Origin of the sequence: Mucilaginibacter gracilis (genome assembly GCF_003633615.1) — a bacterium.
GTDB lineage: Bacteria > Bacteroidota > Bacteroidia > Sphingobacteriales > Sphingobacteriaceae > Mucilaginibacter > Mucilaginibacter gracilis.
On sequence record NZ_RBKU01000001.1, the window covers coordinates 5,184,366 to 5,199,676 of the forward strand.

17 protein-coding genes and 2 pseudogenes are annotated in these 15,311 nt (G+C 43.7%); 3 read left to right on the forward strand and 16 right to left on the reverse strand.

Features of this window, described 5'->3' with window-relative positions; translation table 11 throughout:
- Positions 1 to 27: 27 nt before the first annotated feature.
- The 3 genes from BDD43_RS23000 to BDD43_RS23010 are packed head-to-tail and all read right to left on the reverse strand — an operon-like array spanning position 28 to position 3,496.
- Positions 28 to 990 carry a tyrosine-type recombinase/integrase gene (locus tag BDD43_RS23000; protein WP_162847154.1) on the reverse strand — a complete coding sequence of 321 codons (963 nt, stop codon included), beginning with the start codon at positions 988 to 990 and terminating at the stop codon, positions 28 to 30.
- On the reverse strand, positions 974 to 1,870 hold the full coding sequence (locus tag BDD43_RS23005) for a tyrosine-type recombinase/integrase (protein ID WP_121200145.1): 897 nt from the start codon (positions 1,868 to 1,870) through the stop codon (positions 974 to 976). The genes BDD43_RS23000 and BDD43_RS23005 overlap by 17 nt, the downstream gene beginning before the upstream one ends.
- Before the next feature lie 3 nt (positions 1,871 to 1,873).
- A complete protein-coding gene (locus BDD43_RS23010) occupies positions 1,874 to 3,496 on the reverse strand; it encodes a P-loop NTPase family protein (RefSeq protein ID WP_121200147.1) in 1,623 nt (540 codons plus the stop codon).
- Positions 3,497 to 3,639: 143 nt separating this feature from the next.
- Between BDD43_RS23010 and BDD43_RS23015 the strand changes: the two genes are divergently transcribed.
- Positions 3,640 to 3,990, forward strand: coding sequence for a helix-turn-helix domain-containing protein (locus BDD43_RS23015; protein ID WP_121200149.1), 351 nt, complete (start codon positions 3,640 to 3,642; stop codon positions 3,988 to 3,990).
- 162 nt (positions 3,991 to 4,152) lie between these two features.
- The gene (locus BDD43_RS23020) at positions 4,153 to 5,376 is read left to right on the forward strand and encodes an IS4 family transposase (protein ID WP_121200151.1); all 1,224 of its coding nucleotides are present in this window, start codon (positions 4,153 to 4,155) and stop codon (positions 5,374 to 5,376) included.
- Positions 5,377 to 5,432: 56 nt separating this feature from the next.
- On the opposite strand, the gene BDD43_RS23025 is transcribed toward BDD43_RS23020, so the two are convergent.
- From BDD43_RS23025 to BDD43_RS23050, 7 genes and pseudogenes are all read right to left on the reverse strand, one after another.
- On the reverse strand, positions 5,433 to 5,936 hold the full coding sequence (locus BDD43_RS23025; RefSeq protein ID WP_121200153.1) for a hypothetical protein: 504 nt from the start codon (positions 5,934 to 5,936) through the stop codon (positions 5,433 to 5,435).
- Positions 5,937 to 5,938: 2 nt separating this feature from the next.
- A complete protein-coding gene (locus BDD43_RS23030; RefSeq protein ID WP_246001752.1) occupies positions 5,939 to 6,628 on the reverse strand; it encodes a hypothetical protein in 690 nt (229 codons plus the stop codon).
- 9 nt (positions 6,629 to 6,637) lie between these two features.
- A pseudogene (locus BDD43_RS30895) lies at positions 6,638 to 6,757 on the reverse strand (RHS repeat-associated core domain-containing protein); the annotation flags it as partial.
- Positions 6,758 to 6,857: 100 nt separating this feature from the next.
- Entirely contained in the window at positions 6,858 to 7,016 is a 159-nt protein-coding gene (locus tag BDD43_RS30225; RefSeq protein WP_162847155.1) for a hypothetical protein, read from the reverse strand.
- A gap of 584 nt (positions 7,017 to 7,600) precedes the next feature.
- Positions 7,601 to 8,461 carry a tyrosine-type recombinase/integrase gene (locus BDD43_RS23040; RefSeq protein WP_121200159.1) on the reverse strand — a complete coding sequence of 287 codons (861 nt, stop codon included), beginning with the start codon at positions 8,459 to 8,461 and terminating at the stop codon, positions 7,601 to 7,603.
- Entirely contained in the window at positions 8,448 to 9,341 is an 894-nt protein-coding gene (locus tag BDD43_RS23045; RefSeq protein WP_121200161.1) for a tyrosine-type recombinase/integrase, read from the reverse strand. The genes BDD43_RS23040 and BDD43_RS23045 overlap by 14 nt, the downstream gene beginning before the upstream one ends.
- Before the next feature lie 3 nt (positions 9,342 to 9,344).
- The gene (locus BDD43_RS23050) at positions 9,345 to 10,964 is read right to left on the reverse strand and encodes a hypothetical protein (protein ID WP_121200163.1); all 1,620 of its coding nucleotides are present in this window, start codon (positions 10,962 to 10,964) and stop codon (positions 9,345 to 9,347) included.
- An 85-nt stretch (positions 10,965 to 11,049) separates the two neighbouring features.
- Here BDD43_RS23050 and BDD43_RS23055 point away from each other — a divergent pair, with 85 nt between their 5' ends.
- Positions 11,050 to 11,463: a helix-turn-helix domain-containing protein gene (locus BDD43_RS23055; protein WP_211339718.1), complete on the forward strand. Its 414-nt coding sequence runs from the start codon at positions 11,050 to 11,052 to the stop codon at positions 11,461 to 11,463.
- Between the two features lie 96 nt (positions 11,464 to 11,559).
- On the opposite strand, the gene BDD43_RS23060 is transcribed toward BDD43_RS23055, so the two are convergent.
- From BDD43_RS23060 to BDD43_RS23085, 6 genes and pseudogenes are all read right to left on the reverse strand, one after another.
- Positions 11,560 to 12,066: a hypothetical protein gene (locus tag BDD43_RS23060; RefSeq protein WP_121200165.1), complete on the reverse strand. Its 507-nt coding sequence runs from the start codon at positions 12,064 to 12,066 to the stop codon at positions 11,560 to 11,562.
- A 1-nt stretch (position 12,067) separates the two neighbouring features.
- Entirely contained in the window at positions 12,068 to 12,574 is a 507-nt protein-coding gene (locus BDD43_RS23065; RefSeq protein ID WP_121200167.1) for a M91 family zinc metallopeptidase, read from the reverse strand.
- A 33-nt stretch (positions 12,575 to 12,607) separates the two neighbouring features.
- Positions 12,608 to 12,724, reverse strand: a pseudogene (locus BDD43_RS30900) (RHS repeat-associated core domain-containing protein); the annotation flags it as partial.
- Between the two features lie 100 nt (positions 12,725 to 12,824).
- On the reverse strand, positions 12,825 to 12,983 hold the full coding sequence (locus tag BDD43_RS30230; protein WP_162847155.1) for a hypothetical protein: 159 nt from the start codon (positions 12,981 to 12,983) through the stop codon (positions 12,825 to 12,827).
- 584 nt (positions 12,984 to 13,567) lie between these two features.
- Positions 13,568 to 14,428 carry a tyrosine-type recombinase/integrase gene (locus BDD43_RS23080; RefSeq protein WP_121200159.1) on the reverse strand — a complete coding sequence of 287 codons (861 nt, stop codon included), beginning with the start codon at positions 14,426 to 14,428 and terminating at the stop codon, positions 13,568 to 13,570.
- Positions 14,415 to 15,308 (reverse strand): tyrosine-type recombinase/integrase, encoded by an 894-nt coding sequence (locus BDD43_RS23085; RefSeq protein ID WP_121200161.1) that lies wholly within the window; start codon positions 15,306 to 15,308, stop codon positions 14,415 to 14,417. Before BDD43_RS23085 ends, BDD43_RS23080 begins: the two co-directional genes overlap by 14 nt.
- Positions 15,309 to 15,311 lie beyond the last annotated feature (3 nt).

Consider the following 15,311-nt stretch of genomic DNA (forward strand, 5'->3'; position numbering starts at 1 on the left):
TTCTGTTGGGTAAGGGCGGCGTTTTTTTTAAGATAAAGTTAGTGGATGATGCTTGTTAAGCGCCTCTTTTAGGTCTTCCAGATTGGTGGTTTTATACCTTTCAGTTGAACTTACATAGCGGTGCCCGGCCATATATTGAACAGTACGCAGGTTCTTTTCTTTCAGCCATTCCGTGATGACACTCTGCCTGATCTGTTTTGCGTGTTTGTATTTAGGGTTGAGTCTTCGAAGCGCGTAGTTAAGGTGTAAAAGGCTGTTTTTGATGTCTTCCTGGGCATTTATGCTGATAAACAAACGCTCAATTTCCTGTTCATCTTTGTAATGATTCGGCTTTCGCCCTGGTCGTTCGGCCAGGCGCTCGGCCAGTATTTTCGGACGGATCACCAACAGGTATTCATGCAGTTCGAGGATTTGGTGAGGCTGTAATGGAAGTAACCGGCCCAGTTGTCTGCCAGTTGCGGGGATATGGATTTTGCCCTCTCTTAGTTTCAGATGTTCAGGGCGCAGATGGCTCAGTTCATCCCGCGTAACACCCTGATAAACAAGCAAGCCAATGATCACTTTATTGCGGTATGTACGATTGTCAGTGACCTGGTAACTTTCATATAGCGCCTCCATTTCAGGCATGGTTAACAGGTCGTGCGGGAGGTTTCTGACCGTACCTTTGAGTATGATTCCCGCTGCCGGATTGATGCCAATCTCCTGTTCCTGTTGCAGGTGCGAGAAGTAATATCGCAAAGTCCGCATGATCTGGTTGATTAGCTTGATGCTAAAGCCTTTCTGCCTGAGCTGGTCGGCAAACTCCATCACATCGGCATGGGTAAGCTGCGCTAACTCCAGGCTTTGGCCGGTTAACCATTCGTGGAATGTAGCTGTATAGTTGATGGTTTGATGGATGTAGCTGTGGCTGAACTGCTCTTGTTTCAGATATTCCCGGAAAGGTTCTAAAGCGGCCAGCGTAGCCGGGGCGAACTCATATTTTTTGTTCATGCTGAAGATGGGTGTAGATCTGCGTACTTTCCATGCTGCCATGCCCTAAAAAGCGCTGTATCTGTTCCAGTTGCATGCCGGAATGAAGCAGGTGGCTGGCAATACTGTGCCGCAGGGTATGCAGGCCCACAGGTTTTTGGATAGTCGCCGCTTTTTTCAGTGTTTGTAAACGGTCATAGCAGGTTTGACCAGTGAGCCTTTTGCCACTAACATTGAGCAGTAAAGCATCCTCTTTTTTATCACCGGCGAAGTGCGGACGGGCATACAGAATGTAGTTCTCCAGATCGGTTTTAGCAGTACCCGCCAGTGGCACATAACGCTCTTTATAACCTTTCCCTTTGCGGACGTAAACCAGTTCCTTATCGGGCAGAATGTCCCTAACATTGACGTTTATAGCTTCATTCTTTCGTAACCCGCAGCCATAATACAGGGCAAGCATCGCCCTGTCCCTTAGCCCGTATATATCATCTTTAACCACACAATAAAGCTTGCTGATCTCGGCCAGGGTCAATATACTTTTGATATTGGTGCTTTTGCCTTTGATACGCAATTTCACGGTAAAGCTGGGCTGGCCGCTCTCCATCAGGTAACGGCTGAACTTGCGGATCACCTGTAAGTGTTTCCGGATATAGTTCAGGCTGATCGCACCGGCAGCGGTCTGGCTTGGCCTTTCATGCAGATATTCCAGGTATTTTTTAAGGTGATCTGGCTGAATATCGTGTGGATGGTCGCAGTTTTGGGCTTCTAAGTAAAGAAGGAACTCGGCCAGCATTTTGGGCATATCGCGGGGACTGGTAGGTTCAAAGTTGAGTATCCGCAGCCATTGAGTGAACCCGGCATGCAGCCGGATATACAGCGGATTTTTTAGGGTGCCTTGCATTTTCTATTGTTGTTGGGCTACTGCGGTTTTCTTGCTGGTTTTCTGCGTGTTATGTAACCCATCGGGGCTTTGGGCTACACCTGGGCTACTATGATTTACCTTACGTATCTCAATAAGGATATTTTCCATCATTTCATGGGCATCATTGGTCAGGGTTTCCAGATCATCCCAGCTTTGTACCTTGTATTCAAAGCCTTTATAGCGGCTGCCGCGCGCGATCTTGATATAACCCATGCGTTCCAGTTCATACAGGTAACGGCTCAAACTGCTTGGGCTGAGCCGAAAGACGGGACGTACTTCCTTGCTGTAAAAGGTTTCGCTGTCGTTTTGCCGAAGCCAGGCTTTCAGCTTTTCAAAGAATGAACGGCAGGCATCGTTTAGCTCGTCACTCTTTTTAAGGAGGGTGGTTTCCAGCAGCGAAAAGGCAACCTCAATATCTTCAATCGTGGTTTCCACATACTGCTCACCGGTAGTGGTATCAGTTTGCAGTTCCCGCTGATACTGGTGGTAGAACGTTATCGTTTCGGTAAACAACAAGAGCAGCAGCATGGTGCGCCTGGGCTTAAAGATAGCCTCCGGCAGTTGCAGGTAAGTAGCAAAAGGGTTTTTAACGCCGACCGGCTGCAGCAGGCGCTGGACATTCTTCAGCTGTTCACGAACGTTGCGCTCGGCCTGGTGATCAAGCAGCCCGGCGCTTTGCCTGCGCTGGTAGTCCATGATCTTTTTATCCTGCTCTGGGCTATCATCCGTGTAGAGCAGGATACAGCGGTTGGCGTTATCTTCGTAAAGCTGTTCGCGGGTGGTACACCCGCTGACACACACGGGGCCTTCGACATTAAGCGTAACTGTTTTCAGGTTACCCTTGCTGTCTTTCAGGGTCACCGTTTTACTGATCCGTCGCTTGCTTTGCAGTTCCCGGAGCGGGTACAGCACGTTATCCGCGCCGTCCATATCCTCGATTAGCAGCAACTTATTTTTAAGCTCATCCTTACCGAAGTAGTAAAAAGCGTTCATGGACAGCATGGTGATCTCCAGCTTGTCTTCTTCCGGGATCAGCTCGCTGACCCTTTCCTGTAACCAGGTCTTACCGGTTCCGGAAGGCCCCAGGCACATCAGGTGCAGCGGTGTATTCCGCTTTCTGGAGGTATAGATCAGGTAGGCGATCAGGCTGTTCACTTCCTCGCCAACTATGCCGCTGGCAGAGATGGCCTGCCGGGTCCGTCCGAGCAGGCCTGGCGCTTTAAGGTATTGCAGGGCAATCTTACGTTCGGCCTCGGTAAGCTGTTTCTTTTCTGCCTGTTTAGGCTTCATGGCTTCCAGCCGTTCGGATCGGTAATCTTCCAGGGCAGTAGTCAGGCGGCTGATGACTTTCGCCAGTTCAGCGGCAGCCACATCTAATGCCTCGGCTGACTTTTCAATCAGGTGTTCTGCCTGAACACTGTTGTACAGGTCGAGGTTGTGGCGAAAGGCTTTGTTTGTGTTGCCACCACAGACCATCTTCAATGTTACTTTTAAGCGGTCAAAGCCGGTCAGTTTGATACCGCCCAGGACGGTTATATGCAGTTTACCATCCATGTAAAGTAATAACTCTGGATTATCTATAATTAACTTAGGTACTACATTCATATCTAATTAGATGTTATAATGCTTTTTAGTGCAGCAATAATAATGATGCTATGCTCATAAAAGCAAATGATACCCATTTGTATTTTACCACGCATTTTATGTATCATTCTTAGTATTTTTGAGGTTAAAGGATTAAAGGAAGAATGAGTTTAGGAAGCCGGATCAGGGAGCTACGTACCCAAAAAAGACTAAAACAGGCGGAGCTTGGCGCAATCGTCGGCTTGACGTATGTGCAGATTGGCCGTTATGAGATAGGAAAGGCTAAACCAGCAGCCGATATGCTTTCTAAGTTGGCCAAAGCATTGGATACAACTGCTGACTACCTGGTTAATGATGATGTGAGTGATCCGGCAATAACGGCACAATTGACCGACCGGGAACTGCTTAAACAGTTTAAAGAAGTAGAGTTATTGAATGCTGAAGATAAGCATATTGTAAAGGTTTTTATCGATGCCTTTCTAACTAAAAGGCACATACAGGAATATGTAAAGTAAATGAAAAAAGCCCCTTAAAAGCACGAATGGTCGGAAGATTAACTCTTCCGACTTTTTTGTTTTCAGAGAGGTTTTGTTTTTTATTTAACTATCTGATTATCAATTATTTGTTTGTTTTTCTTAATGATTTTAGGTATATTAAATGCTGTAAATCAATAAGATATGGCCATTTTTAAAGATCATAGCGTCACCGTAAAACAGCTCTTAGGCTTCATTCCTGAAGCATTGATAGCAAATTTGTCACTCACAACCAAGATCGATCATTACGCAAAGGTTTTGCATGGCAATAAGTTGTTTTATTTGCTGCTGTACGGAATTTTGGAAAATGACAGGCTTAGCCAGAGAAGTCTTGAGGATACCTTTAACGATTCCATGTTCAAGTTGCTTTTTAACCTTGATGAAGATGAAAAGGTGCGCCGGAGTTCTATCTCGGAAAGATTATCTAAAGTTGACCCGGATTATTTCAGGCAGATCTACGAATTTATCTATGAGCAGTTTTCCGCGGCTTACACTTTAACAGAAAGAAAGCAATATAACCTGATCCGTGTAGACAGTACAATAGTTAGTGAAACCGCCGGAAAGTTAACCGAAGGCATCGCCCTTTCCGGCAGCAGTAAGAAAGCGGTCAAATACAGCCTTGCTTTTGATGGTATACTGCCCGGTCTGGCTCAAGTATTCACCAGCCCAAACTATGGCAACGAAGACAATGCCTTACCGGAAGTAGTCATCTCGCATGTTAAAAAAGAGCCGGGACATCAGAATATCTATGTATTAGACAGGGGACTTCAATCTACCCGGACAATGAAAGCTTTCAGTGAAAGCGAGATAACCTTCATCTGCCGGGCAAAGGAGAACAGGAAGTTCGAGCCTGTAGAATCGCTGATTGTCGAAGGGCAGGACATGGATATGGGGGAATCCATTTTACTAAAAGACAGCATTGTCCGGCTTTATACAGGGATGCCTGTAATCAATAAACGCGGAAACAAACATTACATAGAGATACTGGTCGATCGTCCTTTTCGCCTGGTCATTGTAAAAAGTAAATCTGATGAGGGTAAAGAATACTGGCTGTTAACCAATGAGTTCGACTTATTAGCCAAAGATATCGCACAGGCCTATCGCAGGCGCTGGGATATCGAGGTCTTTTTTCGGTTCCTCAAACAGGAACTCAATGTAAGCCATCTGGTTTCACTTAATAATAACGGCTTACAGGTAATGCTATATATGACACTGATCACCAGCATGCTGCTGTTGATCTATAAAAAGGGCAACGGCATCGGTTACAAAACCGCTAAAAGACGTTTTACAATGGAGGTCAGAGACCTGGCTATCGCACTTATTGTCGTTCAATGTGGAGGTGATCCCGGACTCTTTTTTAAAACATAAAAAAATGGCCGGAATTTCTTCCGACCATTCGTGCCTTAAAAGGGGCTTTCATATTATTACTGATTTTTAACTGTATTGGGGTCTTTTGATATTTTATAATAGTGTCTATTGTTGATAAGAAGGTCAATTTTGTTATTAGCCATATTAACCTTTGATATAATTAGGGGATCTAATTCCTTTGGTGCTATTTCATTGACCTGCTTTATTTTATCATTATCAAAAACAAATAAGTATTCGTCAGTCCCCCCAGCACCTGTTAGTATTTTTCCGCCAACTCTTTCAACTCGGGATAAAATCGTCAAATATAAACCACCTTTATCTAATCGATATTTACCTTTTAGTTTAATGATGCCTCTTGTATCATCTGAAGGATCGTATTGAAAAACAAAAGTACCATCTCCAAAAAAGCTAAAGCATTCTGCATAACCATTTCCAACACGTGGACTGTTTATTTGCCAAACACCTGTAAGGTTTTGTTTGCTTATAGGCAAATCACTTTGGGCATATAATTGACTACCAATGGATTGTATGACTATAATTAATATTATTATTCTTTTCATGATTAAAAGCCTGTTAATGGATTTGTTGTTGGTTTTGGAGCCGGAAGTGATTTCGGGGTAATCGCTGGATTTAATATAAAGTATTGAGTATTAGCCATATTTTTAGAGCCAAAAACAGGCGTTGTGCCATCGCCCTGATTGTTTATATTCAAGAACCCGTTATTACGCCCAATGTTTGCCATTTGCCCTTTATCTTCATTAGCTCCAACTGAGAAAGTTACAACATGGCCATGACCTGCTTCTTTTAACCCCACAATTCCTAATCCGCCTTTATCTGCAACTGCCTGAGCATTGCTTTGATCCGTTTTGATAAAAGTAGTATTACAATTCATTTGGTCAACCATGCTATTAGCCATACCAGTTATAGGTAAACCAGATGAATTATTCGTTGCAGAAGCCACCGTACTGAAGATATTTTGGGTTGCATAATTGCAAAAAGTAGCTCCACCTGGAATTGGATTTAAAGCTGTATTAGACGCATTTAAGTTCTGTTGTTCTTGAATAGCTGTTGTTAAATTTACCGTATTAGATTCAGGTGCAAATGGAACACCAGGATTGGCTTTAGATTGATCGAAACCTGTAAACTCGTAATGCCTGTTTACATCACTTCCTACCTCCTGATATTGAGCTGTTGAACCATCTTCTACGTGTCTTTTATTTCCATCCTCATCCGTAAAGTCACTTGGAACCATACCATCTGGATCAATAAATCTAATCGGATTATTTAAACCATAAGAGTAAGGTGACCACCTTCGATTTAATTCTGCTTTAGGATCAATTGATGTATTACGCCCAATTACAGGGTCGTAGAAACGTGCACCGTAATCGTACTGGCTACCACACTTTTTTTACTGTTTTCCAGGTTTTCGGTTTGCACTTTTTGGGTGCTATAAAGAACGTTTGTAAGGGTAAAGATAAGCGTTAGTTTTGCTTTTGCAAGGCCGTGGGTGCGTTGGTTTTTTTGGTGGGTTGGTGGTTGTTGACCTGGTTAAGCTGACCATCTGTTACCGCAAAGGTAGCCTCCGAACCGGAAGCAGTAAAGGGACTTTCGCGGCATAAACCCACAAGCCTTTCACGCACCAGGCCATTTATTCCACGTTCCCTTGACAGCTCCCGCTTCTCCCGCTTTTGGTTGCTTAACAGAAGATCACCTGAACCCCTATGCTCTTATTTTTATGGTGTGAGATATATAATTACAAAGGTCTTTCAGCAGTTCCCCCGGCGACTTCGGAGCAGTCGGGGCAAGATCGATTGTCGGACAATCGTTTATCTTGCTAAATGCCAAAACGCATTTTTTCGGCATGGCCGCAAGATCTGTTTGTGGCACAAACGTACATCTTGCTAATTTGGAAAAGGCAATTTATTAAGCGTAAAAAAGGCAGACGTTTTCGGGCTGGATGTAAGCGTGGGTTGTGGGTGGATATGTGCGGCTTGCATCCGGCACGTAAACGATCCAACGGGGGTTTGGGGGCTTTGGGAGATAGCCCCAAATTAAACAAAAGGCCTCCATGTGCGGGGGGATTAAGCTTGCTATTACAGGTTGTATAAACCATCATTTGACAGTCCCGGCAGGGTGCTGTCTTCCTTTCTAATGGATTTATCTTATATGCAACAATTCAAACTCCGACTTTCGATCTGCGTTTTTGATACCGTTAGGGCACTTTTTATTTTTGAGGGTGATGTTTTAGCAAGGCTTCTTTCAGTTCTTCCAGGTTACTTTCCCGGTAACGTTCGGTACTGCTGACGTATCGATGGCCGGCCATGTACTGAACTGTCCGCAGGTCTTTTTCTTTTAGCCATTCAGTGATCACACTTTGCCTGACCTGTACCGCATGTTTGTATTTAGGATTGATCCTTTTCAATGCATAGCCCAGGTGCAGCAAGGTGTTTTGTAGGTTTTCAATATCATACCTGCCGGTAAACAAACGTTCTGATTTGCTTTGCAGTTTTGGCCGTATCAGTAAGATATATTCCTGCAGGTCTAAGATCTGATGGGGTTGTAGTGGTAATATCCTGTCGTTCTGCTTACCTGTTTTTGGTACATTGATTTTACCCTCTCTCAATCTCAAATGCTCCGGCCGGATAGTTTCCAGTTCCTCCCTGGTCAATGCCTGGTAAACCAACATGCCTATAATTACTTTATTACGATGGGTTCGTTCGTCTTTGATCTCGTAGCTATGATAAAGTGCTTCCAGGTCTGCTTTTTCTAACAGGTCATGGGGCACAGTTCTGATTGTTCCTTTCAGGCTGATACCTGCTGCCGGGTTGTAACTGATCTGCCTTTCATTTTGCAGGTAAGTGAAGTAATACCTGACCGCTAACATCATTCTATTGATCAGGTTGATATTTTTATTATCCTTTTTTAAGTGGTCTGCAAAGTCCAGTATTTCGGTGTAGGTAATTTGCTCTATAGCCAGGCTTTGTTCAGCCATCCATGCTAAAAAGTAGCTGGCATATTTACGGTGCTGATAAACGGTTTGCGGCTTAAAGCCCGTTCCCTGTAAGTATTCCTCAAACTTGCTCATGCTTTAAGTGGGTATAGATCTGCGTGCTTTCTAAGCTGCTATGGCCTAAAAAGCGTTGGATCTGTTCTAACTTCATTCCTGAATGCAGCAGGTGGCTGGCAATGCTGTGGCGAAGCGTATGCAGCCCTACGGCTTTCTTTAGCCTGGCTTCGGCTCGTAGCTTTTGCAAACGTTCGTAAGCGGTGGCACCGCTCAATCTTTTACCGTTAATATTGAGCAATAAGGCATCATCTTTTTTACCGCTAACCAGGTAAGGCCGGGCATACTGGATATAGTTTTCGAGGTCAGCTTTGTTGCTTTTGGCCAATGGCACATAACGCTCCCTGTGGCCTTTTCCTTTGCGCACATATACCAGGTCTTTTTCGATCAGTATGTCCCGCAGATCAACTTTTACACCCTCGTTTTTACGCAAGCCACAGCCGTAATATAAAGCCAGCATAGCTTTATCCCGCATTCCTAAAGCATCCTCTTTGGTGGCATCATACAATTTATTAACCTCGTTAGTGGTCAATATGCTTTTAACATTACTGGCCTTGCCCTTAATGCGAAGCTTGACTGTGAAGCTTTCCTGTCCGCTTTCTGTCAGGTACCGGCTAAACTTTTTAATGACCTGTAGATGCTTACGGATATAGTTCAGGCTGATCGCTCCGGCCTTTGTTTTACATGGCCGCTCGTGCAGATGGTTCAGGTAGCTTTTTAAGTGCGCTTCCTGTATCTCGTGCGGGTGGTTACAATTTTGGTTCTCCAGGTATTCCAGAAGCTCGGCCAACATTTTAGGCATATCCCGTTGGCTCGTCGGTTCAAAGTTCAATATGCGCAGCCATTCCGAAAAGCCTGCCTGTAGGCGGATATATAACGGATTTTTAAGGGTGCCTTGCATTTTTTATTGTTCTTGGGTTACTGCCTTTTTCTTACTGGCTCTCTGTACTTTAAGTAACCCATCAGTGCTCTGGGTTACTACTGGGTTGCGGGTTACTGCTTTGATGTTTTCGAGGATGGTTTTTACCATGTTCTGCGCATCATTGGTCAATGTTTCCAGGTCGTTCCAGTTCTGTATTTTATACTCAAAGCCTTTATAGCGGTTGCCCCTGGTTATTTTTATATAGCCCATCCGTTCCAGTTCGTACAGGTAACGGCCTAAACTGCTCGGGCTTAACCGCATGGCTGACCTTACCTCTTTGCTATAAAAAGCCTCGGTGTCCTGTTCTTTCAAGTAGGTTTTCATCCGCTCAAAAAAGTTCCGGCAGGCATCGTTTAACTCGTCGCTCTTTTTCAATAGTGTAGTTTCCAGTAGCGTAAAAGCGGCTTCAATGTCGGCTATCGTGCTTTCAATATATTGTTCGCCGGTGTCTTCGTCCGTTTTTAGTTCCCTTTGGTACTGGTGGTAATAAGTGATCGTTTCGGTGAACATTAACAGCAGCAGCATGGTGCGGCGTGGCTTGAAAACAGCTTCCGGCAGGTGTAGATAGGTGGCATAAGGATTTCTAACGCTGATAGGTTTTAGGATGCGCTGTACATTTTTTACCTGCTCCCTGACCTTTCTTTCTTCGTACTGGTTGATCAGCCCTGCACTTAGCTTTCTTTGGTAGTCCATGATCTTTTTGTCCTGCTCCGGGCTGTTGTCCATGTAGAGCAAGATGCAGCGGTTCGCATTGTCTTCATAAAGCTGCTCCCTGGTGGTGCAGCCTGATATACAAACCGGGCCCTCAACATTCAGGGTTACTGTTTTGAGATTGCCTTTGCTGTCTTTAAGCGTTACCGTTTTGGATATTTTGCGTTTGCTTTGCAGTTCCCTTAGCGGGTACAATACCGCTTCTGCGCCGTCCATGTCTTCAATCAGCAGCAGTTTATGTTTCAGTTCTTCTTTGCCGAAGTAATAGAAAGCATTCATGCTTAGCGTAGTGATCTCTATTTTATCTTCTTCCGGCATTAGTTCGCTTACTCTTTCTTGTAACCAGGTCTTGCCCGTACCGCTGGCACCCAGGCACATCAGGTGCAGCGGGGTATGCCGTTTTCTGCTTGTATAGGTTAAGTAGGCGATCAGGCTGTTCGTTTCTTCGCCCACCAGGCCGCTTTGCGCGATCGCCTGTTTTGTCCTGGTTAACAAGTCGGGGGATTTGAGATAGGTTATAGCCGCTTTGCGCTCCTGCTCGGTTAGCTGCTTTTTTTCGACCTGTTTGGGCTTTATCGCTTCCAGGCGTTCCGACCGGTAATTTTCTAAGGCAGTCGTTAACTGGCTGATGGCCGTGCTGATCTCATTGGTACTGATGTCCAGGGCTTCAGCTGATTTCTCTATCAACTGCTCCGTTTGGATGCTGTTGTACAGGTCTAAGTTATGGCGGAATGCGTTTTGCTTATGGTCTGTACTGGTTAGTTTCAGCGTTACTTTCATACGGTCTAAGCCCGTTAGCTTGATACCGCCTAAGATGGTGATATGCAATTTGCCGTCCAGGTAGATGAGTAGTTCTGCATTTTCCGTTATTAGTTTGCCGCTTTTATTCATTGAAACTATTTATTGCGATTTTCGATATGGCAAAAATATTTATTAATACCTATTTTAGCAACTTAATAATTTACAAAAACGCAACATGTTGATTAAAATAGCTTTTATGGATATTTTTGGAAGAAAAACAAACGTAATGAGCTTAGGCGATAACATTAAGAAGATCAGGGAGCAAAAAGGATTGCTGCAAAAGCAATTAGCTGCTGAAGTGAACATACCCTATACCAGCTATAACAAGGTAGAGAACAATACACGTGATATTGCTATTGATGAACTGGAACGCTTTGCCGGATATTTCGGGATGACCATTGACCAGGTAGTACATTTTGATGTTCAGCCGGTTGATGTGAGCATTCAGGACAAGCCTAATTTCGAGCAGATCAACTTGATTAACCAATTAGACGAGGAAGATCGCACCGTGGTTTTTAAGATCATTGATACCATGCTTACCAAAAAGAAGTTTAAGGACTTCTTTAATAATAATGTAGCAACACTATAAATAACAAAGCCCGGCGCATGGCCAGGCTTTGCTTTCTACAGTAATTCCCTTATTTCGGCCAAGCGGAACGCTTAGCCGGGAGGAGATACTAAGAATCTACTCAATTTGTTCTTTAAAGGAATAGAATCCGGAGTATCCTGAATAATAAGCTATGTAATAGTTGTTAACCATTATTTTAATCACAGTATTATTCACACTTGGGTCAGATGTGGTATTTCTCCATTCGTTGCCTATTCGCTTTAGGTATTTCCGCTTAATGTGACTAAGTCCATATTTTTGATATTCTTTCATTACGAGTACGTTTCCCTTAATAAAAGAGCTATAATCTTTTGAAGTCAAATTACTATGTGATATTTTGTTTTCAATTAGCTTATAAATAAAATCCCGATAGCTTAAAGCATTTTTATTTTTTAAGTAATATCGATACAGTTCATTATTGGTAGTTAAGTAATAATCGTAAGGATCTTGATTTTTTTGAGTGGGTATTATTACATAAAATCGAGCCTTAGGATTAGTGTACAATGCTTTAACGAAACTTTCCTTTGAAGGGGTTTGAATGTAAACATTGCATATAAGCCATGAAAATAGAAGTAAAGATTTCATTTTATTTGTTTTTTATTGGCACTCCGCCATAAGTGGTTCTTTCTTTTTTACCCTCTTCCTTCCTTATCTTATTTTCAAATTTAACGGCTCGTATTTCTCCTTTTTTTGAAGCGGAAGACTTTGTATTTGCCTCACCTTTATTATTTCCCTTTAAATTATCATATGCATGAGACAACTCGTGGCCTACAAGAATTTCGGATTCTACAGTCTTTCCATCTTCTCCTTTAACAGTATAATCTAAAGAAATAATTGACCCTGTGCTTTTACCTTCGTTTACAGCTGAAGGATCTTCGGGATACGTTATACCCCCATCATACCCCGCTTCAAGGGAAACCTTCTCTTTACTTGTTTCAAGCGTCTTTAAGACCGACTTCACTGTCGGATCTTTCAACTTGCTTAATGTCTGTAATGCACTTAATGTTTTTGTAACAAACGCATCTTTTCCTTTGTATACTTTACCATTTTCTTGATACAACTGACCATTTCTGTAAGTCAAATCGCCTTTCATCGTTGGGATAACAATTTCGCGCCCATCTTCATCAATGAACCTTAATGGATTATTCGCAACGTAAGTGTATGGTGATAAAAGTTGATACTTCTCCGCCAGCGGATCGACACTTGTCCACCTTGCAATTACCGGATCGTAAAACCTGGCACCGTAATCGTACTGGCTACCACACTTTTTTTACTGTTTTCCAGGTTTTCGGTTTGCACTTTTTGGGTGCTATAAAGAACGTTTGTAAGGGTAAAGATAAGCGTTAGTTTTGCTTTTGCAAGGCCGTGGGTGCGTTGGTTTTTTTGGTGGGTTGGTGGTTGTTGACCTGGTTAAGCTGACCATCTGTTACCGCAAAGGTAGCCTCCGAACCGGAAGCAGTAAAGGGACTTTCGCGGCATAAACCCACAAGCCTTTCACGCACCAGGCCATTTATTCCACGTTCCCTTGACAGCTCCCGCTTCTCCCGCTTTTGGTTGCTTAACAGAAGATCACCTGAACCCCTATGCTCTTATTTTTATGGTGTGAGATATATAATTACAAAGGTCTTTCAGCAGTTCCCCCGGCGACTTCGGAGCAGTCGGGGCAAGATCGATTGTCGGACAATCGTTTATCTTGCTAAATGCCAAAACGCATTTTTTCGGCATGGCCGCAAGATCTGTTTGTGGCACAAACGTACATCTTGCTAATTTGGAAAAGGCAATTTATTAAGCGTAAAAAAGGCAGACGTTTTCGGGCTGGATGTAAGCGTGGGTTGTGGGTGGATATGTGCGGCTTGCATCCGGCACGTAAACGATCCAACGGGGGTTTGGGGGCTTTGGGAGATAGCCCCAAATTAAACAAAAGGCCTCCATGTGCGGGGGGATTAAGCTTGCTATTACAGGTTGTATAAACCATCATTTGACAGTCCCGGCAGGGTGCTGTCTTCCTTTCTAATGGATTTATCTTATATGCAACAATTCAAACTCCGACTTTCGATCTGCGTTTTTGATACCGTTAGGGCACTTTTTATTTTTGAGGGTGATGTTTTAGCAAGGCTTCTTTCAGTTCTTCCAGGTTACTTTCCCGGTAACGTTCGGTACTGCTGACGTATCGATGGCCGGCCATGTACTGAACTGTCCGCAGGTCTTTTTCTTTTAGCCATTCAGTGATCACACTTTGCCTGACCTGTACCGCATGTTTGTATTTAGGATTGATCCTTTTCAATGCATAGCCCAGGTGCAGCAAGGTGTTTTGTAGGTTTTCAATATCATACCTGCCGGTAAACAAACGTTCTGATTTGCTTTGCAGTTTTGGCCGTATCAGTAAGATATATTCCTGCAGGTCTAAGATCTGATGGGGTTGTAGTGGTAATATCCTGTCGTTCTGCTTACCTGTTTTTGGTACATTGATTTTACCCTCTCTCAATCTCAAATGCTCCGGCCGGATAGTTTCCAGTTCCTCCCTGGTCAATGCCTGGTAAACCAACATGCCTATAATTACTTTATTACGATGGGTTCGTTCGTCTTTGATCTCGTAGCTATGATAAAGTGCTTCCAGGTCTGCTTTTTCTAACAGGTCATGGGGCACAGTTCTGATTGTTCCTTTCAGGCTGATACCTGCTGCCGGGTTGTAACTGATCTGCCTTTCATTTTGCAGGTAAGTGAAGTAATACCTGACCGCTAACATCATTCTATTGATCAGGTTGATATTTTTATTATCCTTTTTTAAGTGGTCTGCAAAGTCCAGTATTTCGGTGTAGGTAATTTGCTCTATAGCCAGGCTTTGTTCAGCCATCCATGCTAAAAAGTAGCTGGCATATTTACGGTGCTGATAAACGGTTTGCGGCTTAAAGCCCGTTCCCTGTAAGTATTCCTCAAACTTGCTCATGCTTTAAGTGGGTATAGATCTGCGTGCTTTCTAAGCTGCTATGGCCTAAAAAGCGTTGGATCTGTTCTAACTTCATTCCTGAATGCAGCAGGTGGCTGGCAATGCTGTGGCGAAGCGTATGCAGCCCTACGGCTTTCTTTAGCCTGGCTTCGGCTCGTAGCTTTTGCAAACGTTCGTAAGCGGTGGCACCGCTCAATCTTTTACCGTTAATATTGAGCAATAAGGCATCATCTTTTTTACCGCTAACCAGGTAAGGCCGGGCATACTGGATATAGTTTTCGAGGTCAGCTTTGTTGCTTTTGGCCAATGGCACATAACGCTCCCTGTGGCCTTTTCCTTTGCGCACATATACCAGGTCTTTTTCGATCAGTATGTCCCGCAGATCAACTTTTACACCCTCGTTTTTACGCAAGCCACAGCCGTAATATAAAGCCAGCATAGCTTTATCCCGCATTCCTAAAGCATCCTCTTTGGTGGCATCATACAATTTATTAACCTCGTTAGTGGTCAATATGCTTTTAACATTACTGGCCTTGCCCTTAATGCGAAGCTTGACTGTGAAGCTTTCCTGTCCGCTTTCTGTCAGGTACCGGCTAAACTTTTTAATGACCTGTAGATGCTTACGGATATAGTTCAGGCTGATCGCTCCGGCCTTTGTTTTACATGGCCGCTCGTGCAGATGGTTCAGGTAGCTTTTTAAGTGCGCTTCCTGTATCTCGTGCGGGTGGTTACAATTTTGGTTCTCCAGGTATTCCAGAAGCTCGGCCAACATTTTAGGCATATCCCGTTGGCTCGTCGGTTCAAAGTTCAATATGCGCAGCCATTCCGAAAAGCCTGCCTGTAGGCGGATATATAACGGATTTTTAAGGGTGCCTTGCATTTT